At 64.4% G+C, this 23,704-nt stretch carries 21 protein-coding genes and 1 tRNA gene; 8 read left to right on the top strand and 14 right to left on the bottom strand.

Annotated features, from left to right (window positions below; all coding sequences use genetic code 11):
- Positions 1 to 25: 25 nt before the first annotated feature.
- The 3 genes from XH90_RS18795 to glmS all read right to left on the bottom strand — a co-directional run bounded on the left by XH90_RS18795 (position 26) and on the right by glmS (position 3,679).
- Positions 26 to 883 (bottom strand): NAD(P)-dependent oxidoreductase, encoded by an 858-nt coding sequence (locus XH90_RS18795; RefSeq protein WP_194475848.1) that lies wholly within the window; start codon positions 881 to 883, stop codon positions 26 to 28.
- A 108-nt stretch (positions 884 to 991) separates the two neighbouring features.
- Complete coding sequence (locus tag XH90_RS18790; protein WP_194475847.1) at positions 992 to 1,762, bottom strand: DUF502 domain-containing protein; 771 nt, start codon at positions 1,760 to 1,762, stop codon at positions 992 to 994.
- A gap of 90 nt (positions 1,763 to 1,852) precedes the next feature.
- On the bottom strand, positions 1,853 to 3,679 hold the full coding sequence (gene glmS, locus XH90_RS18785) for a glutamine--fructose-6-phosphate transaminase (isomerizing) (RefSeq protein ID WP_194475846.1): 1,827 nt from the start codon (positions 3,677 to 3,679) through the stop codon (positions 1,853 to 1,855).
- Between the two features lie 222 nt (positions 3,680 to 3,901).
- Between glmS and XH90_RS18780 the strand changes: the two genes are divergently transcribed.
- Complete coding sequence (locus XH90_RS18780; protein WP_194475845.1) at positions 3,902 to 4,120, top strand: hypothetical protein; 219 nt, start codon at positions 3,902 to 3,904, stop codon at positions 4,118 to 4,120.
- Positions 4,121 to 4,140: 20 nt separating this feature from the next.
- Here the strand turns inward: XH90_RS18780 and glmU are convergent, their stop codons facing one another.
- Positions 4,141 to 5,496 carry a bifunctional UDP-N-acetylglucosamine diphosphorylase/glucosamine-1-phosphate N-acetyltransferase GlmU gene (glmU, locus tag XH90_RS18775; protein ID WP_194475844.1) on the bottom strand — a complete coding sequence of 452 codons (1,356 nt, stop codon included), beginning with the start codon at positions 5,494 to 5,496 and terminating at the stop codon, positions 4,141 to 4,143.
- Between the two features lie 166 nt (positions 5,497 to 5,662).
- On the opposite strand from glmU, the gene XH90_RS18770 reads away from it, so the two are divergent.
- Positions 5,663 to 7,018, top strand: a complete 1,356-nt coding sequence (locus XH90_RS18770; RefSeq protein ID WP_194475843.1) for a hypothetical protein — start codon at positions 5,663 to 5,665, stop codon at positions 7,016 to 7,018.
- A 381-nt stretch (positions 7,019 to 7,399) separates the two neighbouring features.
- Positions 7,400 to 7,780, top strand: a complete 381-nt coding sequence (locus XH90_RS18765; RefSeq protein ID WP_194475842.1) for a hypothetical protein — start codon at positions 7,400 to 7,402, stop codon at positions 7,778 to 7,780.
- On the opposite strand, the gene XH90_RS18760 is transcribed toward XH90_RS18765, so the two are convergent.
- Positions 7,740 to 9,299, bottom strand: a complete 1,560-nt coding sequence (locus XH90_RS18760) for a beta-(1-6) glucans synthase (protein WP_246755528.1) — start codon at positions 9,297 to 9,299, stop codon at positions 7,740 to 7,742. The genes XH90_RS18765 and XH90_RS18760 overlap by 41 nt on opposite strands.
- Before the next feature lie 335 nt (positions 9,300 to 9,634).
- On the opposite strand from XH90_RS18760, the gene XH90_RS18755 reads away from it, so the two are divergent.
- The 3 genes from XH90_RS18755 (at position 9,635) to XH90_RS18745 (ending at position 13,517) form a co-directional block, all read left to right on the top strand.
- Positions 9,635 to 10,234 carry a beta-1-3, beta-1-6-glucan biosynthesis protein gene (locus XH90_RS18755; protein ID WP_194475841.1) on the top strand — a complete coding sequence of 200 codons (600 nt, stop codon included), beginning with the start codon at positions 9,635 to 9,637 and terminating at the stop codon, positions 10,232 to 10,234.
- Between the two features lie 213 nt (positions 10,235 to 10,447).
- Entirely contained in the window at positions 10,448 to 13,120 is a 2,673-nt protein-coding gene (locus tag XH90_RS18750; protein WP_194475840.1) for a glycosyltransferase, read from the top strand.
- 321 nt (positions 13,121 to 13,441) lie between these two features.
- Positions 13,442 to 13,517: transfer RNA gene (locus XH90_RS18745), tRNA-Lys, on the top strand.
- A 99-nt stretch (positions 13,518 to 13,616) separates the two neighbouring features.
- Here XH90_RS18745 and XH90_RS18740 read toward each other — a convergent pair.
- From XH90_RS18740 to XH90_RS18705, 8 genes are all read right to left on the bottom strand, one after another.
- Positions 13,617 to 14,294: a hypothetical protein gene (locus tag XH90_RS18740; protein WP_194475839.1), complete on the bottom strand. Its 678-nt coding sequence runs from the start codon at positions 14,292 to 14,294 to the stop codon at positions 13,617 to 13,619.
- A 172-nt stretch (positions 14,295 to 14,466) separates the two neighbouring features.
- A complete protein-coding gene (locus XH90_RS18735) occupies positions 14,467 to 14,925 on the bottom strand; it encodes a hypothetical protein (RefSeq protein ID WP_194475838.1) in 459 nt (152 codons plus the stop codon).
- Positions 14,909 to 15,826 (bottom strand): DUF2950 domain-containing protein, encoded by a 918-nt coding sequence (locus XH90_RS18730; protein ID WP_194475837.1) that lies wholly within the window; start codon positions 15,824 to 15,826, stop codon positions 14,909 to 14,911. The genes XH90_RS18735 and XH90_RS18730 overlap by 17 nt, the downstream gene beginning before the upstream one ends.
- Positions 15,823 to 17,496: a DUF3300 domain-containing protein gene (locus tag XH90_RS18725; RefSeq protein WP_194482734.1), complete on the bottom strand. Its 1,674-nt coding sequence runs from the start codon at positions 17,494 to 17,496 to the stop codon at positions 15,823 to 15,825. Before XH90_RS18725 ends, XH90_RS18730 begins: the two co-directional genes overlap by 4 nt.
- A gap of 161 nt (positions 17,497 to 17,657) precedes the next feature.
- Complete coding sequence (locus XH90_RS18720; protein WP_194475836.1) at positions 17,658 to 19,571, bottom strand: HAMP domain-containing sensor histidine kinase; 1,914 nt, start codon at positions 19,569 to 19,571, stop codon at positions 17,658 to 17,660.
- An 88-nt stretch (positions 19,572 to 19,659) separates the two neighbouring features.
- The gene (locus tag XH90_RS18715) at positions 19,660 to 20,079 is read right to left on the bottom strand and encodes a hypothetical protein (protein WP_194475835.1); all 420 of its coding nucleotides are present in this window, start codon (positions 20,077 to 20,079) and stop codon (positions 19,660 to 19,662) included.
- 19 nt (positions 20,080 to 20,098) lie between these two features.
- Positions 20,099 to 21,331: an HlyD family secretion protein gene (locus XH90_RS18710; RefSeq protein WP_194475834.1), complete on the bottom strand. Its 1,233-nt coding sequence runs from the start codon at positions 21,329 to 21,331 to the stop codon at positions 20,099 to 20,101.
- Entirely contained in the window at positions 21,324 to 21,734 is a 411-nt protein-coding gene (locus XH90_RS18705; protein WP_194482733.1) for a hypothetical protein, read from the bottom strand. The genes XH90_RS18710 and XH90_RS18705 overlap by 8 nt, the downstream gene beginning before the upstream one ends.
- 161 nt (positions 21,735 to 21,895) lie before the next feature.
- On the opposite strand from XH90_RS18705, the gene XH90_RS18700 reads away from it, so the two are divergent.
- Positions 21,896 to 22,348, top strand: a complete 453-nt coding sequence (locus XH90_RS18700) for a hypothetical protein (RefSeq protein ID WP_194475833.1) — start codon at positions 21,896 to 21,898, stop codon at positions 22,346 to 22,348.
- A gap of 40 nt (positions 22,349 to 22,388) precedes the next feature.
- Entirely contained in the window at positions 22,389 to 23,189 is an 801-nt protein-coding gene (ppk2, locus tag XH90_RS18695) for a polyphosphate kinase 2 (RefSeq protein WP_194475832.1), read from the top strand.
- A gap of 73 nt (positions 23,190 to 23,262) precedes the next feature.
- Here the strand turns inward: ppk2 and XH90_RS18690 are convergent, their stop codons facing one another.
- On the bottom strand, positions 23,263 to 23,697 hold the full coding sequence (locus tag XH90_RS18690) for a hypothetical protein (RefSeq protein ID WP_194475831.1): 435 nt from the start codon (positions 23,695 to 23,697) through the stop codon (positions 23,263 to 23,265).
- Positions 23,698 to 23,704: the final 7 nt, after the last annotated feature.

Here is a 23,704-nt window from a genome sequence, read left to right as displayed (position 1 = left end):
GCTTTGGCTGCCGAATGACTGAGGATCAGGCCTTCTTCTTCGCGATACTGGCGGCGAACGCCTTCAACAGCGACGCATCGACCGCCCCGCCTTTCGCGTCGGCGGCCAGATGCTCGAACCATTTGGCAAAGCCTTCGTAGATCTGGCTGGCCGGATGATCCGGCCCGAGAAAGCCTGATATCTCCTGCATCTCCGCAACCCAGCGATAGGCCTTCGGGATCATGTCAGGGAGCGCGACCTCGAGCCGCGCCAGGATCGCGGGCTGGCTGAGCGCGAGCTCGTCGCGGAGCGCATCGGCAGCCCCTGCCTTGGTCGCAGCGACCACCATGGCCGAGCCGATGCCGGCGAGACCTTTGACGATCCCGGCGTAGGACATCTTGAGCGCGGAGGCGGCGCCGACCGGCCCCTCGACGATGCGCAGATCGAGCCCGAAATCCCTCAGTACCGCGAGACCCCCGGCGTGCTCTCCGGACATGTAGAAGGCCGGGCTCTTGCCGCCCGGCTGCGGCGGAAAGCCGATGATGCCGCCGTCGACGAAGGGCGCCTGCGCCGATCCGATGATCTCCTCGATCCGCTTCACCGTATCGACATTGACGGCGTTGCAGTCGACCACGACAGGCTTCTTCGCACGCTTCACGATCAGGGCCGCCAGCCGCTCGGCGAGCGCCACCGCCTCGCCCGGCGGCACGATCGAGAGAATGATGTCGGCATCCGCGATCGCATCGTCCTCGGCGCCGATCATGCCGGCATCCGCCGCCCGCTTCAGCGTCGCCTCGCTGCGCCCCTTGAGCGACGTCAGCACCCGCGCGCCGTTTTCGCTCAAGCGTCGCGCCACCGCGCTGCCCATGGCACCGGGCGCGAGGATCGCAATGGTCTTCGACATCGGGGCACTCCAGTTCGACTTCCGAGCGCGACGCTCAGTTTCGACCGGAACATTAGCAGACGACGCGAACGCGCGCGTGACCCCAGGCCATCCCGCCGGGGAATAGCCCTACTCCACCTTTGCAGGCTCGGGCTGGAGCGTGGAGGCGTTGGCAATGCGCGCTGCATTGGCCATGCCCGCGAGCGCAGCCGCCTTCTTCGGGTCGGGCGCGGAGCCGGGCTGCACCACGCCGGCCGACATGATCAGCGTTGCCGCATCCTCGGCACTGAGGTCGACCTCGATGATCTTGCTCTTGGGCACGTAGAAGAAGAAGCCGGTGGTCGGGTTCGGCGAGCACGGCAGAAACACCGAGACATGCTCCTCCTGCCCGGGCAGGCTTCGCGCGATGTCCTCGCTCGGCGATTGCGAGATCAGCACGATCGACCACATGCCGGGCGATGGAAACTCGACGAGGCCGACCTTGCGGAAGCTCGATCCCTTGCCCGAAAAAAGCGTCTCGAACACCTGCTTCAGGCCGCGATAGATCGCACGCACGGCCGGGATCCGGCCCAGGAACGTCTCGCCGACATCGACCAGCGTGCGGCCGATCAGGTTCGCCGCGAGGAATCCGACCAGGGTCAGCGTGAAGAATGCGACAATCAGTCCCCAACCGGGAACGCCGTAGGGAAGATAGGTTTCCGGCCGATAGGCCAGCGGCACGAAGGGTCGCACCACGCCATCGACCCAGGTGACGAACCACCAGACCAGGTACAGCGTGATCGCAATCGGACCGGTGACGATCAGTCCGGTCAGGAAATAATTGCGGAAACGGCCCATCAGGCCGGTATGCGGTTCCGGGGCGGGGTCAAGAGGCGCAGGCGCGTCGTCGCGGGCGGTCATTCGGGTTCCAGGTCGGTCGCTTCGCACAAGCTAGGGTCTTCTAGCAGGTTTTGGAAGATCACGAAGCGTCCCGGCCGGATTCCCCCTTGCCTATTCCACGGTCACGGACTTGGCGAGGTTGCGCGGCTGGTCGACGTCCGTGCCCATCACGACGGCCGTATGATAGGCGAGCAGCTGCACCGGGACGGCATAGACCATCGGCGTGAAGGCCGCGGCCATGTCGGGCATGACGATGGTGACGAGCGAATCCACCGTCGCCTCCGCCGCACCCTTGGCGTCGGTCATCAGGATGATGTTGCCACCGCGGGCGGCAACCTCCTGCATGTTGGAGACGGTTTTCTCGAACACGCGGTCGTGGGGCGCGATGACCACCACAGGCATGGTCTCGTCGATCAGCGCGATCGGGCCGTGCTTGAGCTCGCCGGCGGCATAGCCCTCGGCGTGGATGTAGGAGATTTCCTTCAGCTTCAGCGCGCCCTCCAGTGCCAGCGGGAAGCTGGTGCCGCGGCCGAGATAGAGCACGTCGCGGGATTTTGCGATCCGGTGCGCGAGCTTCTCGACCTGGGGCTCGGTGGTGAGCGCATCCGACATCAGGCGCGGGACCTCGACGAGGCCGTGGACGAGCCTGGTCTCGTCCTGCTCGGACAATTCGCCTCTGGCCTTGCCGGCGGCAATCGCCAGATTCGCCAGCACCATGAGCTGGCAGGTGAAGGCCTTGGTCGAGGCGACGCCGATCTCGGGGCCGGCCAGCGTTTGCAGCACGGTCTCGCTCTCGCGCGCGATGGTCGAGGTCGGCACGTTGACGACGGCAACGGTGTGCGCGCCCTCGGCCTTGGCGTAGCGCAAGGCGGCCAGCGTGTCGGCGGTCTCGCCGGATTGCGAGATGAAGATCGCAAGATCGCCCTTGCGCAGCGGCGCTTCGCGGTAACGGAACTCGGAGGCGACGTCGACTTCGACCGGCAGTCGCGCAAAGCGCTCGAACCAGTACTTTGCGACGATGCCGGCGTAGCTCGCGGTGCCGCAAGCCGTGATGTTGATGCGCTGGATGTCGTTAAAGTCGAACGGCAGCTTGACCGGCAGCGAGACACGCTCGGTCGCCATGTCGACGTAGCGCGCCAGCGTATGGCCGACGACTTCCGGCTGCTCGTGGATCTCCTTCGCCATGAAGTGGCGATAATTCGCCTTGTCGACCAGCGAGGTCGAAGCGGCGTGGCGGATCTTGTCGCGCGCGACGGCCTGGCCGTCCTTGTCGAAGATCGTGGCGCTCCTGCGGGTCAGCACGACCCAGTCGCCGTCCTCGAGGTAGCTGATCGTGTCGGTGAACGGGCCGAGCGCGATCGCGTCCGAGCCGAGATACATCTCGCCGTCGCCATAGCCGATCGCGAGCGGCGGGCCGTTGCGGGCGCCGATCATGAGATCGTCGTCGCCGGCAAAGATGAAGCCGAGCGCGAAGGCGCCGCGAAGGCGCGCCAGCGTCAGCTTCACCGCTTCGACCGGCTTGTTGCCGCGGGTCAGGAGGTCGTCGACGAGATGCAGCACGATCTCGGTGTCGGTCTCGGTGTGGAACACCGTGCCGTTCTTCTCGAGCTCCTCGCGCAGCTCGCGGAAATTCTCGATGATGCCGTTGTGAACCACAGCGACGCGCTCGGTCGCATGCGGATGCGCATTGTTGACGGTCGGCTTGCCGTGGGTGGCCCACCGGGTGTGACCGATGCCGGTGGTGCCCTTCAGCGGCTCGGCTTCCAGCCGCTTCTCCAGGTTCTTCAGCTTGCCCTCGGCGCGGCGGCGCTCGAGATGCTTGCCTTCAAGCGTGGCGACGCCCGCGGAATCATAGCCGCGATATTCGAGACGTTTGAGCGAATCCACCAATTGCTCTGCAACCGGCTCGCGCCCGAGAATGCCGACAATCCCGCACATGCGGATCACTATCCCCCAAATCGTCGAAAAATCGCCTAAACGACGCGCTCGGTTTTTAGCGAAGTTCCTAAGGAACCAGATACTCAATAATTATGACCGATTGCGACAGCATTCGCCGACGGCAATCCCGAGCCCTGCGTCGATTTGGCTTGCCTTTAACCGCACGCATTAACCCATCGTCAACAAGTTTGGCCAACGATTCGAGCCTAGGAGATCAGGGCCATGAAAGCCACGTCCGACCGCAAAGGTCTGTCTTCGATGTATATTCGTGCCAGCGAGACCTCCGGCACACACCTTGCGCATTGGCCCCCGCCCCAGCGCGGCAAGGAAAGCAAGCCTGTCTTCGTGAAGCATCCGGAAGGCGAGCCGATCAAGCGCGCCAAGCCGCGCGGCTGGCGCCTGACGCGCGCCATCTTCTCCGAGTTCGCCGAAGACGAATGAGCGCCCGCTGAGTTCGCGGGCTACTTCTCGGTTTTCTTGCCGCCGGTCTTCATCTCGCGATAGCGCGCAGCGCCGCCCTCGCGGATGGTCTGCTGGTTGCGCTCGAGCGCCATCGCGTCGTCGGGCACATCGCGCGTGATCACCGAGCCTGATCCGATATAGGCGCCGTTGCCGATCTTCACCGGCGCGACCAGCGAGGAGTTGGTGCCGACAAAGGCACCCTGCCCGATCACCGTCCTGTGCTTCTTGAAGCCATCGTAGTTGCAGGTGATGGTGCCGGCGCCGATGTTGGAATTGGCGCCGACGGTGGCATCGCCAATGTAGGAGAGATGGTTGACCTTGACGCCGGCCTCCAGCGTCGCCGCCTTGGTCTCCACGAAATTGCCGATCCGCGCGCCGTCGCCGAGCGAGGTGCCGGGACGCAGCCGCGCATAGGGGCCGATCGACACCTTCTTGCCGAGCGTGGTCTCGACGATATGCGAGAAGGAATGGATCACGGCGCCGTCGGCGATCGACACGCCGGGGCCGATCACCACGAACGGCTCGATGGTGACGTCCTTGCCGAACACGGTGTCGGCGGCGAGATAGACGGTTTCAGGGGCGACCAGCGTGACGCCGGCCTCCATCGCAGCCTTGCGCAGCCGCGTCTGCATCACGGCTTCGGCTTCCGCAAGCTGGGCCTTGGTGTTGATGCCGCGCACTTCGTCCTCGCTGGTCTCGATCACCACGGACTCCCATCCGATGTCGCGGACGATTCCGACCGCATCGGTCAGATAGTACTCGCCCTTGGAATTCGCATTGCCGATCTTGTCGAGGATCGCGAGCGCGCGCCGTCCGTCGATCGCCATCACGCCGGCATTGCACAGATCGATCTTGCGCTCCTCCGCGCCGGCATCGGCATGCTCGCGGATCGCGACCAGGCGGTCGCCCTCGACGATGAAGCGGCCATAGCCGGTGGGATCCACCGCACGGAAGCCGAGCGCGGCAATCGCAGCACCGTTCGCGAGCGGCGCGCGGAGCCGCGCAAACGTCTCGGCCGAGATCAGCGGCGTATCGCCGAAGGCGATCAGGACATCATCCACGCCGCGCGCGATCGCCTCGCGCGCCGCCAGCACCGCATGCGCGGTGCCGAGGCGCTCGCGTTGCACGAAGATGAGCGCGTCGGAACGGATGCGCTTCGCTTCATCGGCAACCGCCTGATGATCGGGACCGATCACGACGGCGAGCGCCGTGCCGGTTCCCGTCGGTGCGGCGCCGAGCACGTGGGCGAGCAGGGTTTGAGAAGCCACGGGATGCAGCACCTTCGGCACGCTCGATCGCATGCGCGTGCCCTCGCCGGCGGCGAGCACGATCGTGAGGCTTGAGCGGGCGGTCATCGCAATCCTGTCAAATAAGGCCGAATCGATCGTTCACCGACGGGCGGCGAGCGGATGCCGCCTTGCTACCCCCGCAAACACCCGGAATTCAAGTGCGCGCGGGTTTTCCTGTTAATGTTCCGTGATTGATTCGGGGACGCCGGACAGGGCTGGGCACTCTACGTTCATGGCAAAGGATTCGGACCCACTGGCGGATGCCTTCGGCGACAAGGAGACCGGAGGGCTGTTCTCCGGACTTTTGGCCGAGGAAAGCACGTTCGATCGCCGCATGCTGTGGCGCCTGGGCACCTGGGGCGTGGCCGCCGTCGGCGCCGTCGTGGTCGCCGTGATGGCCAACCAGGCCCAGCTCGGCTGGCGGCGCGATCAGGTCGCCTCCGCCGACCTCGCCCGCCAGTCAGACCGGCTCCAGGTGCTGACCAAGGAAAGCCAGCTCGAAACCCGTCGCCTCGCCTCCGCCATCGAGACGCTGAACACCGATCGTGACCGGCTCTATTCGCGCGTCACAGTGCTCGAGCAGGGGCTCGATTCCGTCACCGGCGCCATCGCCAAGCAGAATGCGACGTCGCAGCAAATGCCGGCCTCGAAGCCGCAGGACGCCCCCGTCGCCGCCGCTCAGCCCGCGACCCCGGCGCCGGACGTCGCACCGGTCGCATCGACTGCCGCCTCGCTGGTCGACAAGCCGCGCGGAAATGCCGGCAAGGGGCCCACGGACGGCTCGAAGGAGGCCGCGAAGGATCAATCGGGCCCGCCCCAAACCGCATCCGCCGCCTCGCTCGTTCCGCAATCGCCGACGACGACCTCGGCGATTCCGATCCTTCCGCTGGTGCCATCGAAATCCATCATGGCGCCGCCGGATCCGGCCGCGTCGAAACTGATTCAGCCGGAAACGACCGAGAAGGCCGTCGAGACGAAGTCCGACGCAGCGCCCGCGCCAACCGAAGTCGCCGCAGCACCCGCCAAGCCGCCCGAGGCAACCGAAGCCGAGTCCCCCGCGATCACGGTGCAGCAGACCCGCTTTGCCATCGATCTCGGCGGCGCGAATTCCGTCGACGGCCTGCGCGCGCTCTGGCGCGGCCTGAGCAAGTCCCATCCGGAGGTCGCCGCGCTGCGGCCGATCATCATGATCAAGGAAGGCAAGAATGGCCTCGGGATGCAACTTCACTTGGGCGCCGGCCCCCTGATCAATGCCGCCGCCGCCGCAAAGCTCTGCGCGGGCCTCGCCGAGAACGACCGCCATTGCGAGACTACGGTGTTCGACGGCCAGCGCCTGTCGATGCGCGGCGGCTCGGACAAGAACCAGGACAAGAATTCGGAAAAGAGCCAGGACTCGGTCCCACAAGCTGAAACCGTCCCTGCGCCCGTGCCCGCCGCCAAACCCGAAAAGCACCGCCGCACTTATTCCTCCAGGCGCTCGTCAAGGCGCGAGGAGCCGGCGCCCGCACCAGCGCCCCAGCCGGCTGCTCAAACCAAGCCCGAAACCGCCTCGGCGAGTTCGACGATATCGTCGTTCTTCAGACGGTGAGACGATCAGGGCGTTTGATTGAAAGACCGCAGCGACTCGCCCGAGAGGGCGCTTCTCAAATGACCGCGGCCAGTTGGCTGATCTTGATGGCAGCGCAGATGATCATACCCCACAGCGCAAAATTGATCTGCAACGCATCAGCCATTGCCAAACTCACCCGCATCCTCGCAGTCGCGCTCTTCGACGTGATCTGCTCCTGTTGGGATCCGCCCGCGCTGCGAGCCAAATGTTAGGCGGCCGAGCAACTCTCGCAAATCCGTACGGCTACGGTTCCGAGGCGCTCTGATTGACGAAAAAGGGTGCAACGGCCGCGCAGGGCGCCCGGTGTAAAAATTCCCCGGCCCTGTTGCTCCGTTCCGCCATCCCGACCATATTGCCGGCATGACAAAGAAGCCGTTTCGCCTCACGCCCTATCAGGTGCAGTTTCTCATCGTCGTCGGTTTCGTCACCGTCGGCTGGGCGCTCTATGTGCGCTATCTCGCGATCGAGTTTTCGCAGGTGGCGCTCGCCTGCGACGCCGGCTTGCAGACCATGGTCTGCAAGGCGCGCTCGGTGTCGACGTCGCTGTTCAAGAATTCGGTGTTCGGCATCGTCGCGCTCGTCATCGCGACGCTGAACCTGATGCGGCCCTCGATCGTGCTGCTCACGCTCGGCGTGGTCGCAGCAGGCCTCGGCATCGTGCTCTACAACATCGTGCTGGCGGGCCTTGCGATCGGCCTGCTCATCCTTGGCTTTGCTCGGCCCGCGCCCGCCACAGCGTGAGCGCGAACAAGAGATAGATTGCGCAGGTCCACATCGCCTGCCAATTGATGCGTCCTTCGTTCAGGATGACGTAGACCGCCGACAATGCCAGCACGCCCGCGAAAACCGCTTCCGCGATCGGGCGCACGCCGATCTGCGGCCGGTTCAGCATCAACAGCGCAAACGGCACCACCGCCATCGTCAGCGAGGCATAGGGGAAGTCGCGGTAGCGCGGGTCGAACACAAAGCCGAGCGCGGTCTCGGCCGCGATCACCGCCGTCACGGCCAGGGTCAGGCAAAGCAAGGCGGAAAGTTTTGACCATTTCCGGCCCTCGCGCGGACCGAGCAGGTCGAGAAAGGTCGGCAGGCTGCGGCCGATGACGAGCGCCTGCGCGCAGAAGATCGGCGAGAAGATGCCGGCGAGCAGCAGCACGCCCCATTGCAGCCAGCCGCCCCAACCGTAGCTCTCGTAATACATCTTGTCGGCGGCGATCCCGAGCAGGATGCCCGCCGATGTCGCGGAGATGCCGACGCCAAGCCAGGCCGAGAAGCGCGGCGTCCAGGGCCGGCGGCGCAGCGTGAGGCCGGCCACCGCGAACACCAGCACGCTGAGGCCCATGCCGGCGCCCATGTACCATTTCCAGAACGGAAAATTGCTGATCGGCTCGCCCGGCGGATATTTCAGATGGCGCCGCACCGAATCGAGCAGGCCCCAATAGCCGCCGACGGTACCCTCGAGCCGCCGCTTCCACGGCTGGTCATAGGCCTCGATCAGGTTGACGCGAAACTTCTGGGACTTTGCGAGGGCCAGGATTTCCGAGACGACGCGCGCCTGGTTGGTGCGGGACGGCAGCGCGCCCTCGCGCATGCGGCCCTCGCTCGGCCAGCCGGTCTCGCCGATCAGGATCTCCTTGTCGGGGAACGCCACCGCCATGCGCTCGCGGATCGCCTCGACATGGGAAGATGCGAATTTCGCCTTCACCGGCACATCCTCCCAGTACGGCAGGATATGAATCGTGACGAAATCGACGGCGTCATAGACCTCGCGGTTCTTCAGCCAATATTCCCATACGTCGGCATAGGTCACGGGCACGCTGACCTGGGCCTTCACCGAACGGATGATCGCGATGAGATCCTGCGTCGTCATCTCTCCGCGCAGGAGCACCTCGTTGCCGACGACGAGCGCGGAGATGGTGTCGGGAAATTCCTTGGTGAGGCGGATGGCGGTCGCCACTTGCTCGAAATTCTTGGCGCGGTTGCTGCCGAGCCAGATGCCCTGGATCACCTTCAGCCCGCCGACCTTGGTCGCCACCGAAGGCACCTGGTCGAGCCCGTTCTCGATCGAGTAGGTGCGGACGCAGTCGGTGATCTGCTTCAGCTGCCGCAGATCCTGCTCGATCTGGTCGGCCTCGATATGAGTCCATGGGTTCAGCGGCGTCTGCTCGCCGCGGAACGGCGCGTAGGAGACGCATTGGACCTTGTCATTGGGATCGATCGGGGCGCGCGCAAGCGTGATTGGCGTGGCAAGCCACCACCACACGGCAGCAATCGCACCCAGAGAAACGAGCAGGAGCGCCAGTGGCGTACGAAGTGAAATCGGTTCCGTCCTCCGCGAAGGGTCCGTCGATTACCTGCTCGCACGCCGTCTGCCAAGGGGGGTTACGCGCCTTGGCCGCACCCTCTCCCCGACGAATTGGGCTGCGGCCGTTCGAATGGGCCGTAGGATCGTGACTTTGCTGGACAAAAATCCAAATACAGGTCAATGGATTTCGCGGGACTTTTCCGCCGCATTGGAGACCCATTTGGACGCCATCACGGCGGCGTCCGCGAGGTCCTCCCGCGCGGGCGGACGGCTGAGACACTTTTGGGGAATTCATGCGGCGACGGGTGTTCGAGTTACGAAATGCGGTCCTGCGGCAGTTCGCCGCCTCATTGGCCGTCACCTCCCTTGTCCTTCTGACCAGCCTCGGCGGCGCCTCCGCCCAGAGCGGCACGCCGGCCCCTGACCAGGGCAAGGCCGCTGCACAGCCCGCCGATGCCGCCAAGGAGGCGACCGCCCAGAGCCAGCGCCGCACCGACGAATTCGCCGAGGCCGCCCAGGCCATCAACGGGCCCGCCGGTAACCCGGAATGCGTCTGGCTCGGCCGCCGCGTGGTGCGGCTGATGTGGCGGGATGATCTCGATACCGCGTTCCGCCATCTCGACCTCTATGATCGCTTCGGCTGCCCCGGCGGTCACATCCAGGCCGCGTTCCGCTGCCTGACCCGCTTCGGCGCCCAGATCGATCCGAAGGTCGCGGAAACCCTGGACAGCCGGGTGCACGCCTGCTGGATCAATCCGGCCGCCCAGCCGCAACAGGCGGCGACCACGGCCTCCCAGCCGCCGGCCGCACCAAGCACCGGCAATTCGCCGGCCCCTCAGCCGGCCGCCAGCCCTGCGCCTGCGGCGAGCCCGTCACCTGCCCCCCAGAAATAGCCGCGATCGTTTCAGCCTCCGTTCAGGAACGATCGGTCATATCTGCGGTTGGCACTGCCGCGATTCCAAAAAGCTCATGCCCTGATAAGGACATGAGCCCATGACAGTTGTGAAACCGCGCCGCAGAGGTATGCTCCATTTGCCGCGGACTTGGTCGGATCTCGGGGTCGGATCCGCTTCCCTGACCCCTCAGCCCCTTTTGGTTTAGCCGCGATGCGCGTTGTCGCCGCCGTTCTGTTGTTCGTGTCCGTGCTCCACGCCGGCCTTTGGGGAGTCCTGCGCGACAAGGAACCGGCGCCTGATTTCAAGGGCCTGTTACCCAGCGTCTCCTACGCACCGTTCGAAGGTTCGGCCCACCCCGACATCGACAACATCCCGACGATCGAGAAAATCCGCGCCGACCTGAAGAAGCTGTCGACGATGACGCGCGCGATCCGCCTCTATTCGTCAACGGGCGGCGTGGAACTGGTTCCGCCTATCGCCGCGGAGTTCGGCCTCAAGGTCACCGTCGGTGCCTGGATCGACAAGGACCCGGATCGCAACGAGCGCGAGATCAAGGCTGCGATCGAGCTCGCCCGCAAGAACAGCAACGTCAACGGCGTCGTCGTCGGCAACGAGGTGATCTACCGCGGCGAGCAGAAGGTCGAAGATCTCATCGAGATGATCAAGCGGGTGAAGAGCGCGGTCCGCGTCCCCGTCACGACAGGCGAAATCTGGAATATCTGGCGCGACAACCCCGACCTCGGCTCCAACGTCGATTTCATCGCCGCGCACGTCCTGCCCTATTGGGAAAATTTCCGCTCGGACCAGGCGGTCGACCAGGCCGTGGATCGCTACAACCTCTTGCGCAATCAGTTCCCCGGCAAGCGCATCGTGATCGCCGAGTTCGGTTGGCCGAGCGCCGGCTATAACTTGCGCAACGCGGACCCCGGTCCGTTCCAGCAGGCCCTGACGCTGCGCAACTTCGTCAGCCGCGCCGAAGCGATCGGCATGGAATACAACATCGTCGAGGCGATCGATCAGCCCTGGAAGTATTTTGAGGGCGGCGTCGGCCCGTACTGGGGCATCCTCAACGCCAACCGCGAGCCGAAATTCGCCTGGACCGGCCCAGTCGAAAACCCCGACTATTGGAAGCTGATGACGATCGCGCTTTTGGTCGGCATCCTCCTGTCGCTGCCGATCCTGCGGCTGGAGCAGCCGACCGCGAAACAGGCGTTCGTGCTGTCGGCCGCCGCCAACGGCGTCGGCGCCTGGGCCGCGACCGTGTTCGCATTCTGGAACGGGCACTATTTCATCTTCGGCTCCGCCTTCGCGCTGACGCTCGGCATGATTCTGCTTGTTCCGCTCGTCCTCATCGCGATGGCACGCATCGACGAGATTGCAGCGGTGGCGTTCGGCCGGCCGCCGCAGCGGCTGCTCGCCAAGGACAAGCCGATCGAGAACGTGCCGGAGAATTACCATCCGAAGGTCTCGATCCATATCCCGGCGTATTTCGAGCCGGTCGATATGCTGAAACAGACGCTCGATGCGCTGTCGCGGCTCGACTATCCGAACTACGAATGCGTGGTCATCATCAACAACACGCCGGATCCCGTATTCTGGCAGCCGATCCAGGACCATTGCCGCGCGCTCGGGGAGCGCTTCAAGTTCATCAACGCCGAGAAGGTGCAGGGCTTCAAGGCCGGCGCGCTGCGCATCGCGATGGACCGCACCGCTGCCGATGCCGAGATCATCGGCATCCTCGATGCGGACTATGTGGTCGAGCCCGACTGGCTCAAGGACCTCGTGCCTGCTTTCGCCGACCCGCGCGTGGGTCTCGTGCAGGCGCCGCAGGAGCATCGCGACGGCGACCTGTCGATCATGCACTACATCATGAACGGCGAATATGCCGGCTTCTTCGACATCGGCATGGTCCAGCGCAACGAGCTCAACGCCGTCATCGTGCACGGCACGATGTGCCTGATCCGCCGCGCCGCGATGGACATGGCCGGCGGCTGGTCATCCGACACGATCTGTGAAGATTCGGACCTCGGCCTTGCGATCCAGGAGCTCGGCTGGACCACCCACTACACCAACCACCGCTACGGCAAGGGCCTGCTCCCCGACACCTACGAGGCCTTCAAGAAGCAGCGTCATCGCTGGGCCTATGGCGGCCTCCAGATCGTCAAGAAGCACTGGCGGCACTTCCTGCCCGGGCGGAGCCGGCTGACGCCCGACCAGAAGCGCGAATACGGTCTCGGCTGGCTGAACTGGCTCGGGGCCGAAAGCCTTGGCGTCGTCGTGGCGCTGCTCAACCTCGTCTGGGTGCCGATCGTCGCCTTCGCCGACATCGCAATTCCCGACAAGATCCTGACGCTGCCGATCATCGGCGCCTTCGTCGTCTCGCTCGTGCACTTCCTGTCGATGTACCGCGCGCGCGTCGCGATCAAGCCGGGCCAGATGCTGGGCGCGATGATCGCCGCGATGAGCGTGCAGTGGACGGTGTCACGCGCGGTCGCGCAGGGCCTGATCACCGAGCACATCGCGTTCGCGCGGACGTCCAAGGGCGGCCTGTCCAGAATGTCGATCGAGTTCCAGGCGTTCTGGGAGGCCGTGATCGGCACCCTGCTCCTGGTCGGCGCCGGCGTGCTGATCGCCTCCAACTCTTTCCGCCAGATCACCGAGATCTACATCTTCGCGGGCGTGCTGGTGCTGCAAAGCCTGCCGTTCCTGGCGGCGGTCGCGATTGCGATCCTCGAGCTCAGCCGCATCAACTCGTTCCAGTTCTGGCGCGACAGCGCGATCCGCACCGCCGAACTGATCGGGCTGCGCCCCGTCGCGCTGCCGACGCCAGCCGGTACCGGGCAGCAGCCGGTGCCGAGCGAGGTGCGGCGGGAAGCGAACTGACGGGGCAGATTTGGACGCCTCGGAGCCCGGGACTAAAAGTCATGGGGTCTTTGGACGTGGATGACGCACCGCCAATCGGGTTGAAAACCCCGGCCTAAGCGATGGAAGCGGCGAGCAAATCCTCGTTACTGCCGCGTGTTTTGGCAACCACTCCTGCTATTGACCTCAGCGCCCCATCCCCCTACACAGCGCGGGCCGAAAGCATGATCCGGAAACAGCCGGTTTTCCCCGCGACGCAAACCCTACGCGCAGCGGCAAGACATGCTTCTCGAATGTCCGAAGACGATGGCGATCGATCTCTAGAGCCATCAGCGGCCATGGGAGCGCGTAGCTCAGCCGGTAGAGCACGTGACTTTTAATCACGGGGTCCTGGGTTCGAGCCCCAGCGCGCTCACCAAATCTTTCCCAACGATCGATGGTCAAGTCGGGTTTCAGCGTGAACCCGCCTGCGCGGTTCACGCAAACGCAGCCCCGAGCAATCGACCCCGGTGCGCCTTCAGCTCTCCGGCGCGGCAACCGTCGCCGGCGCGCTCAGCGGAGCGCCGCCAACCGAAACCGGCCCGACGGATTTCGACTGCCGTTCGAGCATCCGCTTGCGCAAGGCCGCCGGCAGTCCATAGCGAGCATGCGCTCTCCGAATGGAAGCCGTGACGTCCGACATCATCGTGTTTTGCAGCGTGTCGATCTTCGCGATCAACGTCGAAAGCTGCGGCGAGATCTTCTTCACGTCGCCCCGCTCGTCGGTGATGCTCTGCCGGAGCGACACGAGGACCGTCGAATCCTGCTGCCGCAAAGCCGTGTTTTGCTGCAGGGAGGAATTGATCTCCTGCAGAGCGGCCGCCTGCTGCTGCTGGGCCGATTGGATCTGCATCAAGGCAGCGACAACGGGATCCGGCTTTGGCGCGACGGCTTCCCGGCTCGGAAGCAGCGCAGCCAGGTTGCCGATGTCCGGCACCGAAAGATCAAACGGCGACGTATAGATCGCCGCTGCGCCGTTGATGGCCAGGGCACACACTGCCAGGGCCAGGACCGATTTCCGGCTCGAGTTCTTGCCGGGTGCCGGCGCTTCCGGGGCTTCAGGCTCGGGTTGGGGTTCGGACGCCGCGGCCGCAAGTGCTGCGGCGTCGAGGTGCTCGGCAAAGCACAGCGTGTCTGAAGACGTGGTCATCTGCATTGACCTCATGAGCGAGCAAAAGGAGGCCGTCGCCGGAACGTCCTCGCGACGCCTCCTTTACGCAGCACTCACTTACACAACTGCATAAAATTGTGGGCATTTCGGATTAATTCCACGTTAGCGACGCGGCCGTCCGGCCTGGCCTGGACCCCCGGCCGACTACGGAGTTGCCTCACCTCAGGGAGATCACGATGGTGCCGAGATTGGCGGCCAGCTCCAGTCCCGCCTTCGGGCCCTGGAGCACGATCGTGACGCCCTTCTCGTTACGGAGGTGGACGCCGTTGACGCCGCCGACCAGGGCAAAGCCGCCGCCGACGGAGCTGTAGGTGCCGGCAAAATCACCGACCTCGCGGATATCGGAGGCCCAGCCGTCGAGACGACCGATCGTGGCGCCGGCCGTGATGCCGAAGCTCAGGCCCGTGACCCTGAACGGATAGGTCTTGCCGCGATAGACCAGCGTTCCGCTGCCGATACCGCCGCCGACCAGCAGGCCGGCCTTGACGATCTTGACCCGGACATGGCCGGCCGCCTGCGCGAATGATGGTGTCGCAGGGACTGCGAGCCCGAGCGCGAGCAGGAGCATCGCCATCAGACGGAGCATGCGCACACGCCGTTCAGGGCTTTGCGGCATCGACCTTCTTCCAGGTCTCATCGGGGTCGAACAGCGTGGTGCGCTCGGCGATGAACTCGGTGCGCTTGCCGAGGTCCTTCTGGTAGACGGTGCCGGCATGATTGACCAGGAAGGTCATGATGCCGGAATTGCCGTATTCGGCGGGCCAGGCGATCAGCGCGAAGCCGCCGATCATCCTGCCCTTCACGACATAGTTCAGCGCGCCGCCGGGCGCATCGCGGCCCTGCCCTTTGAGGATGTGGAAATAATAGCCGTGGTAGGGCGCGGGCCCGACGTCGCCGGACTTGTAGCCCTCCCTGGACGCATCGGCCGCAAGCGCCCCGAGCGGACTCGGATCGCTGTCGTCGCGCCAGAACAGGCCATCCTTCTTGCCGGGCGAGGAGACGATGCGCTGGGCATAGACGCCGACGCCCTCACCGCGGTCCTTGTCGGCATATTCGTTCTGCGCGTCGACATAAGCGAGCGCGGTCTGGATCGCGTCGAGCTCGTTGCGGCCGATGCGGCGGCGAAGCACCTCGATCCGTCCCTCGTCAGTGTTGAACTCCCACCCGGCCTTGCCGTTGACCAGCGGAATCGGGAACGGGAAATCATCCGGTCCCAGCATCAGGGTCGCGGTCTTGTTGCCCTCCGCCTTGATGCCGTGCTTGGCCTCGTACAACGACGTGAAGCGCGCGCGGATGTCCTTGTCGGCGACCTCGTCGCCCGAGGAGACGATGTCCTCGGCGGCCCTGCCGAGCACTTTCAGGATGTCCCTCGGCCCGCTCTTGACCGCTGCGGCGAGCGCAGCGGCGGCATCCTCCGGTGATTTGTAGGATTCCTGTGCGAGTGACGGTGAGCCGCACAAGCTGAGCGCCACGATGCCAGGCAGGAACGCACGATGGAGCGATTTCAGGCCGTTCATCGCAGCACCTCCGCAGGGATCTTCGCGCCACCGGCGAGCCAGTCGCGGTAGGTGCGGAACGTCAGCCCGAGCTTGTCGTAGTAGACGCGCAGATAACCATCGCTGCCGCGGGTCACCGCGTCGGGCATCACTTGCTCGACCTCCTGCGCCATCACGCCGACATAGGCCTTGTCGCTGCCGATATAGCTGAAGCGATAATAGCCGAGGCCACTCGAGAGATGGCCAAGCAGGACGATGTCGTGCTTCAGCGCGATATCGGACCGCCGTCCACCGCCGCCGCCGCCTCCACGACCTCCGCCGCCTCCGAAGCCGCCGCCTCCACCACGCGCAGCCATCCCGCCACCGCCGCCGCGCCCGGCCATGCTGGGCCCGCCGCCGCCACCGCGCGGCATGCTCGCCATGCTTGATCTTCCACGCGCCGAAGCTGCGGCGGCCGACCGGCCGGAAGAGACGTTCATGGCGCCGCCGCGATTGCCGCCGCCGCGGTTGGCGGCAGCACTGCCGCCAGCACGGTTTGCAGCCTTGGCACGGTCACCTCCGCCCTTGGCACGGTCGCCGGCGCCGGCACGATCACCGCCACCGGGCCGATCCCGCGTCCCTGCGCTCGGGCGATCGCCGGCACCCGGACGATCCGCACGATTACCAGCGCCGCCGCGATCACCGGGGCCGCCACGATCCCCCGCGCGATCGCCTGCTCGATCTCCCGGGCCGCCCTGGCTCGGGCGCAGCACCTGGTTGCCGTCACGGCCGCGGAAGTCCATCCGGTCGGACGCGCCGGCCCTGATGTTGGTGTTGCCGAAGCGGTTCTGAACGTTCGTGTTGTTGTAGCGCACCCCGCCGCGATGCGCCGGATTGTGCTGCCAGCCGCCACTGATGTTGGTGGTGCGATGATTGACGTAGACGTTGCGGTTGCCCCAGTTGCAGCCGCCGCCCCAGTAATTGCCCCAGCGCCCGATCGCCCAGGCGGTGCCGAAGGCGATGCCGGCCGCGACCATGCCGGCGCCGATATAGGACGGATAGCCCCAATAATACGGCGGATATTCCGCATAGGGCCAGGTGCCGTAGACCGTCGCCGGATCGTAATACGGCACGTACATCTCCGCGGGATCGGCCTGCTGGATCACGACGACCTGCTTGCCTTCCTGGGACTGGACGCTGACCTTCTGCTGCTTGGTCGTGACCAGCTTCTTGTTGTCATAGGCCTTGTTGCGCAATCGCTGGATCGCATCCATCACGTCGGGCTGCTGGGCGAGAAAGGCATCACCGAGCTTCTGGGTCCAGTCGAGCTTGTCGCTCATCATGGCCAGAACATCCGCCGTGCTGGCGAGCGCCTTGACGCTATCGTCCCAGCTCTGCTTGTCGACCTGTGTCTTCAGCGCGTCGCCCTTCAGGCTCTTGTTGTCTTTCAGCCAGCGGTCGGCCTGCACCACTTCGAGCGGATAGGTCGAGGCGGCCAGCACATTGGCAAGGAGCTCGTCGGGATAGAGCGCGATCGGCGCGACCAGAGCCTCGAGCTGCTCCGGCTTCAGGAGCTCGGCAGTCGGCGCCGGTGGCGCTGCGGGCTGGGCCTGCGTCGTTGGAGCGACCGGCGTGGTGGCCTGAGCGATGGCAGCGGTGGGGACCGCCAATGCCAGCGCAAGCGCCATGAGGATCTTGCCGCAGCGATACATCACGACCTCCACAAAGCTTTCCGTCCGCGACCATCGGGCCGGAGGACAGACGTTTGTTGATCGAGATCAACGAAATCACGCCGCCGCACCTGACGCGGTCGACATAACCGATGCCATCGCGAAACTGCCGCGTGAGATCGAAACTGTAGAACTACCGCCCGTTACCGCATGATCGGCAGCCTGACCGTGAACAGCGCCCCGCCGGCCGGCAGGTTCTCGGCCGCCATCGTGCCGTGATGGGCCTCGACAATCGTCTTGGCGATCGCGAGCCCCATTCCCATGCCTTCCGGCTTGGTCGTGAAGAAGGGATTGAAGACGTTTGCGAGATCGCCTGCGGCAATGCCGGGGCCGGTGTCGGCGATCCTGATCTCGGCCTGGTTGCCGGCGCGATACGTCGTGACGCTCACCTCCCGCTTCTTCATGTCCGCATCGGAAATTGCGTCCATCGCGTTGATGATGAGGTTGAGAATGACCTGTTGGAGCTGGACCGGATCGCCCTTGACGGGCAGATCGGAGATGGCAGGCAGATAGCTCAGCGTAATGCGGCGGCCATCGGCGACCGCGGCCGCGAGCCCGATCGCCTCCCACACCGTGCCGTTGAGCTCGAGATTTTGGACCTCGAACGGGCTCTTCCTCAGCACGCTGCGCAGGCGGCGGATCACCTCGCTCGCGCGCTGGTCGTCACGCTTGATGTCGGCGAGGATGTGCCCGATTTCGTCGAGATCGGGCGAGGCGCCTTTGAGCATGAGCTCGGCCGTCTCGGTATTGGTCAGGATGGAGCCGAGCGGCTGGTTCAGTTCGTGGGCGATCGACGTCGTCAGCTCGCCGACGGCCGAATAGCGGTTGGCGTGCGCGAGTTCGGCCAGGCGTTGGCGTGACTCGACTTCGGCGATCTGGCGGCGGCGCCGCTCGTGCAGCAACCCGCTGATCAGGCCTGCCTGTACCAGGATGATGGCGGTGATCAGCAGCATCTGCCAGCGATAGCTTTCCCACATGGTCGGCTCGCGAAACAGAATCTCGCTTCCCGCGGGCAGATTGCTCTCGCTGATCCCCCAGCGCTGTAGCTCCCGCCAGTCGTATTTGGGTGGCGCAAACCCGATCGGTTGGTACTTGATGCTGGACGGCCTTTCACCACCGAGGATGCGGATGGCGGCATCGACCGTCTTCTGGGTCGTCTCTGCCGTGGAATGCATCGGGCCTCCGACGGTGCTGCCGCCGAAGAATGGCTCCTGGTAGGAAAAAATCGGTGCGTTTGCGACTGCATGCAGGCTGCGCAGCGCGATGTCGCCCTCATGGACGATTCCGGCGGCATCGACCGACATCAGACCCCAGAACAACACGGTGTGCGGAGGAAGCTTCGCGGCCCGCTTCAGGATCTCCTCGAACGACAGGTTCGAATACCAGACGATGGTGAGCCGGTCTGCGAGCGGCTTCAGTTCGCGTGCCACTTCATCGATCCAGTACTTCTCCAACGGAGAAGCGCCGATCACCACGGCAACCGTCCTGGTATCCGGCATCACCTGGAGAATGTTCTTGAAGGCCGCCATGAAATCGTTGCGAACCGACACGACGACGTCGTCCCCGGTGAGATCGGAACGATTGACCAACCGCTCCTCGACCACCGTCAGCACCATCGGCGTGCCCGGAAACAACTTGCCCCGGTATCTCTGCACGAACCGCGCCGCCGGTGCACCGATGCTGATGACGATGTCGGGCAACGAGCCCTGGTAGAGCGAGGCCAGGTATTCGATGAAGGGGGCTTCCGGGCCGGGATTGTTGAACCGGGCCGTCAGCAGAGTGTGCTCCTGGATGTCGAGTGGCCAAGGCGACCGCCGCTCGAGCTCGGCCTTGATGCTGCGCGCATATTCGCTCCATGGGCGGAATTCACGCCCGAAGGAATGCAGCACGAGCACGCGCTTGGCCTCCCGGCGCGGGAATACGTCCGGCTCGTCGGCCCTGGCGGACGCGGACAAGACGCAAGCGAGGAGCAGCAGGGCAAACAGCAGGTCACAACGACGCAACGCGGCCGCGACCTGCCACGGCTTTACCGATCCAATGGTCACGCGCCCGCTCATTGATCTCCTGGGCAGCTTCAAACGGCCGCTCCCCCAGGCAATCCTAGCGGCAATTGCATGGCTCCAACAGCCTGCAGACCGCGCAACATTATCCCGGATTTGCCGGGCAGCGGTGATAACGGATCTCCATGTCCTCCATGCCCGGGAACAGGCGGACGAGACTATCGGCGTCGAGCTCCTTCAGGCTGAGTTGAACGCTGGAGAGCATGATGTCGGTCGCGCAAGCCGCGATCAGATTGATGTTTGGTCCGCTGTCCTTGCGCGCCTTGATCCGGCAGCGCGCGAATTTACCGATGATCTGGTCGCCGTCGACGATGAAGCCGCCGCCGAAAACCTCGGACATGTCGGTGAAGCCGATCTGGCCGCCTTTGCGCTCGAAGACCTTTGGGCAGTTGTTGGCGTCGGTCGCCCATGGACCGTTGAGATCGAGAGCATGGACCTTACTGCTGGTGACAAGCAACGAGGCGAACAGGAGGCCACCTAGCACGATCGATTTGCGTGGATTCATCTTCTATTCCCTCGCGCTTTCAATGACCGCTGAAAACCAGCGTCTTGATGGGCATCAGCAACGCTTGAATACGCAGCAGCAACGCGTGCACGAGGCCGACGCCGTCAATCACGTGCAGGCCGATCGCCCGGCTCGTGCTGGTATGCTCCGCGGCGATTTCCTCATGATTGCTTGTATAGGCGTTGACGATGCAGCTGCTTCCCGGCGTAACGCCGTCGAGCCCGTTCTTGTAGAGCGGTTCGAGGAACACGAGGATCGTGCCGGGCTTGGGACCGTTCTGAACCTCGAGCAATTGCTGTCCGGTCTGGAATTGTCCCGCAGCGATGTAATCCTGCACCGTCGTGATCACCATCGGGATGATGACCCAGGGTTTGGAGATGCAGGCAGCTTCCGCCACCATCCCTGCCTTCAACACACCCGCCTCGATCTGCCCGTAGCCGGCTTGCAATATCTTTCGGCCCGCTTCCTCCGGAATGAGAACCCCCGCAGGACGCATCAACTGATTGACGACGTCGCCGGGACGGATCAGGAATTGCTCGACCCGGCCATCGACACCGGCATGGATAATGGTCTTGTCGAGGTCGACCTGGGCCTGATCGAGTGCCGCTGCGGCGCTGGCCTTCTGCGCCGGCAGCAGAGTGGAGACCTGCAGGCTCGCGGACTGCTTCGCGGCGGTCGCGGCATCGACGCCGGCTTGACGCTGATCGACCAGCACCTGCAACTTTTCGATGTCGCGTTGCGGAACGATGCCGGGATTGCGGCGCTGTAGCTCGCTTTTGACGTCGAGTTCATCCTTGGCCTGCTGAAGATTGGCTTTCGCCTCCCCAATTTGCGCCTCCGCCTTGGATACGTCGGCCTGCGCCGTCTCCATCGCGGCATCGACCTCGGCAACTTTTCGCTTGGCGGTTTCGAACGCAGCTTGCTGCTTCGAGCTGTCAAGCGTGAACAGCACGTCGCCCTTCTTCACTGGCTGGCTGAAACCGACCTTCACTTCGGCAACCCGGCCCGATCCCTCCGGCAGGATCGGCACGGTGCGGAAATAGAGCGTGGCCGACTCCGTGGCCGGGTGGAAGTAGAAGATCATGGTGATCAGCGAAATCGTCAGCATCAGGCACCCGGTGATGCCCCAGCGCAACTCATACCAGACCGAGAAGAAAGTGATCTCCTTGCCGAAGCGCTTGCCCTGGGCATAGCGGCGATAGAGGTAATCAGGCAGGATCGTCAGGAGCGAGCAGAACATGAGCTCAAACATGGCTGGGCTCCTTCTCCTGCGGGGCGGAGGCCTTGCCGGCCGGCGACGGGGTTTCCGTCGGCTCGCCCTCCTCTCCCGGCGTCGCGTCGGCGATCTTCTCGACGGAATCGGCGATGCTGCGCAGCGGCGTACCGAAATCGGGGATATCGATCAGCGCGATCAGGAGGCCTGCAATCCAGAAGATGTGCATGTGCGTGAACAGCGAGATCAGGCCGAGCACGGCAACGAACTCGAACTGGAGCTTCTGCGACTTGTGCGCCATCCGCTCCGGCAGGCTATGCAGCTTCCAATAGAGCGTGCCGACCCACAGGAGGGTGCCGATCAGGAATATCCCCATCACCACCATCAGCGTATCGGTGCCGCTTCCCGGCGCGAGATAGAACGGCAGGTGGTGCGGCGCCATCGGATTGAGCTGATCGTTCAAATGACTCTCCCGGCCAGACTTGCACTTGCGACACCTTGTTCGCGAGACCGGCGGGTTTGCTTGATTTGAATCAAGGGAATGCCCGTCGCCGGACATAGCGTTTGCGGATGCCGAATGAATAGTCACAGGGAGTCATTGCCATGTCCGGCCTCGATGATCTCATTCCAGATGCCAAACAGATCCGAAAGGAAGCCGCCCTCAAGGAGGCCGAGAAGGCGGAAGAATATGTCCGTCTCGCCGCGGCCGCCGAGGCCGAGAAGCACGCCCTGATCGAGCGCCTGAGCAAGCCCTCCGGCAAGAGCGAGGAGGAAAAGATCAAGCTCGCCGCAACCGTCATCCAGCGGGCCGTGCGCAACGGACTGACCGAGGTGCTCGTCTATCGTTTCCCCAACTCGCTCTGCACCGACAAGGGACGCGCCATCAATCAGATGGAAAAGGGTTGGGAAAAGACGCTAACCGGCATCCCCAAGGAAATCTTCCAGCTCTGGGCCGATTATCTCCAGCCGCGCGGTTATCGCATTGCCTACCAGGTCATAGACTTCCCCGGCGGCATACCCGGCGATATCGGCGTGACCCTTTCCTGGGACAAGTGACTTCGGGACGAGCGACGAACGCAACAGCGAAGGGACAGGCATGGCCAAGGACAAGCCCACGGAGAAAATGAAGCGCAAAGTCTACGAGAAGGAGCTCGAAAAACTCCAGGTCGAGCTGTGTCACCTCCAGGAGTGGGTCAAGGCGCAGAAACTCAAGGTGATCATCCTCTTCGAGGGCCGCGACGCTGCCGGCAAGGGCGGGACCATCAAGGCCTTGACCGAGAAGGTCAGCCCGCGCGTGTTCCGCGTCTGCGCCCTGCCCGCGCCCTCCGACCGGCAGAAATCGCAGCTGTTCCTGCAGCGCTATATCGAGCAATACCCGGCAGGCGGTGAGATCGTGATCTTCGACCGGAGCTGGTACAACCGCGCCGGCGTCGAATATGTCATGGGTTTCTGCTCGCCAGCCGAGCACAAGCGCTTCCTGGAACTATGTCCGCAAGTCGAGAAATTCGCCGTGGACGCCGGCATCATCCTGATCAAGCTGTGGCTCGAGGTCGGAATGGAGGAGCAGGAGGTTCGCTTCAAGGCGCGCATCGAGGATCCCCTGCGGCAATGGAAGCTCAGCCCGATGGACACCGAGTCGTTCGGGCGCTGGTACGATTATTCGCGCGCGCGCGACGTGATGTTCGAGGCGACCGACACCAAGCATGCGCCATGGCGGCTGATCCGCTCCGACGACAAGCGGCGGGCGCGCCTCAACGTCATCTCGCACATCCTGCAAACGATCCCCTACAAGAAGGTCAAGCGCGAGAAGGTCAAGCTGCCGCAGCGCTCCCACAAGGGACGCTACAACGACCAGGCCAGCCTGCGCGGGCTGAAGTTTGTCGAAGAGCGGTACTGAAACTGCACAATCCTGAAATGCGAACGGGCTGCGGCGACGCAGCCCGTTTTATTTGCACGCCTCGTTCGTGAGCTTACTTCAGCTTGATCGTAACGCCGCCGACTGCCGCCGATACTTCGGCGCCGACCTTCGGTCCGCTGAGCTGAAGGATCACGCCATTGCCGTTCTGGAGCTGCACGGCACCGCCGCCAGCGGCGATCGCACCCCCCGCTCCACCGGCTGCATAGGAGCCTTCGATCGATTGCGGCCCCTTCAGATTGAGCGCACGGCCGACCAGCTTGGTGGTCGAAGCACCGATGGTGAAGCCGACACTCATGCCGGAGACGGTGAACGGATATTTATGGCCCCGGTAGAGCAGCACGCCCTCCCCGCCACCAACGCCGACGATGAAGCCCCCCTTGGTGAAGACGACGGCGACCTGGCCGGTATCGGCGCGCGAGGGCGTGCTGAAACCGGCGGCGACCGCAAGCGAAGCAACCACGGCGGCTCCGATAGTCAATTTTCTCATAGCATTC

The organism is Bradyrhizobium sp. CCBAU 53338, from assembly GCF_015291665.1.
GTDB lineage: Bacteria > Pseudomonadota > Alphaproteobacteria > Rhizobiales > Xanthobacteraceae > Bradyrhizobium.
This window is presented reverse-complemented; position numbering and strand designations above follow the sequence as displayed.

Coding starts and splice junctions, on each gene's coding strand:
- XH90_RS18795 (WP_194475848.1), bottom strand. CDS start 883: ATGTCGAAGACCATTGCGATCCTCGCGCCCGGTGCCATGGGCAGCGCG.
- XH90_RS18790 (WP_194475847.1), bottom strand. CDS start 1,762: ATGACCGCCCGCGACGACGCGCCTGCGCCTCTTGACCCCGCCCCGGAA.
- glmS (WP_194475846.1), bottom strand. CDS start 3,679: ATGTGCGGGATTGTCGGCATTCTCGGGCGCGAGCCGGTTGCAGAGCAA.
- XH90_RS18780 (WP_194475845.1), top strand. CDS start 3,902: ATGAAAGCCACGTCCGACCGCAAAGGTCTGTCTTCGATGTATATTCGT.
- glmU (WP_194475844.1), bottom strand. CDS start 5,496: ATGACCGCCCGCTCAAGCCTCACGATCGTGCTCGCCGCCGGCGAGGGC.
- XH90_RS18770 (WP_194475843.1), top strand. CDS start 5,663: ATGGCAAAGGATTCGGACCCACTGGCGGATGCCTTCGGCGACAAGGAG.
- XH90_RS18765 (WP_194475842.1), top strand. CDS start 7,400: ATGACAAAGAAGCCGTTTCGCCTCACGCCCTATCAGGTGCAGTTTCTC.
- XH90_RS18755 (WP_194475841.1), top strand. CDS start 9,635: ATGCGGCGACGGGTGTTCGAGTTACGAAATGCGGTCCTGCGGCAGTTC.
- XH90_RS18750 (WP_194475840.1), top strand. CDS start 10,448: ATGCGCGTTGTCGCCGCCGTTCTGTTGTTCGTGTCCGTGCTCCACGCC.
- XH90_RS18740 (WP_194475839.1), bottom strand. CDS start 14,294: ATGCAGATGACCACGTCTTCAGACACGCTGTGCTTTGCCGAGCACCTC.
- XH90_RS18735 (WP_194475838.1), bottom strand. CDS start 14,925: ATGCCGCAAAGCCCTGAACGGCGTGTGCGCATGCTCCGTCTGATGGCG.
- XH90_RS18730 (WP_194475837.1), bottom strand. CDS start 15,826: ATGAACGGCCTGAAATCGCTCCATCGTGCGTTCCTGCCTGGCATCGTG.
- XH90_RS18725 (WP_194482734.1), bottom strand. CDS start 17,496: ATGTATCGCTGCGGCAAGATCCTCATGGCGCTTGCGCTGGCATTGGCG.
- XH90_RS18720 (WP_194475836.1), bottom strand. CDS start 19,571: ATGAGCGGGCGCGTGACCATTGGATCGGTAAAGCCGTGGCAGGTCGCG.
- XH90_RS18715 (WP_194475835.1), bottom strand. CDS start 20,079: ATGAATCCACGCAAATCGATCGTGCTAGGTGGCCTCCTGTTCGCCTCG.
- XH90_RS18710 (WP_194475834.1), bottom strand. CDS start 21,331: ATGTTTGAGCTCATGTTCTGCTCGCTCCTGACGATCCTGCCTGATTAC.
- XH90_RS18705 (WP_194482733.1), bottom strand. CDS start 21,734: ATGGCGCCGCACCACCTGCCGTTCTATCTCGCGCCGGGAAGCGGCACC.
- XH90_RS18700 (WP_194475833.1), top strand. CDS start 21,896: ATGTCCGGCCTCGATGATCTCATTCCAGATGCCAAACAGATCCGAAAG.
- ppk2 (WP_194475832.1), top strand. CDS start 22,389: ATGGCCAAGGACAAGCCCACGGAGAAAATGAAGCGCAAAGTCTACGAG.
- XH90_RS18690 (WP_194475831.1), bottom strand. CDS start 23,697: ATGAGAAAATTGACTATCGGAGCCGCCGTGGTTGCTTCGCTTGCGGTC.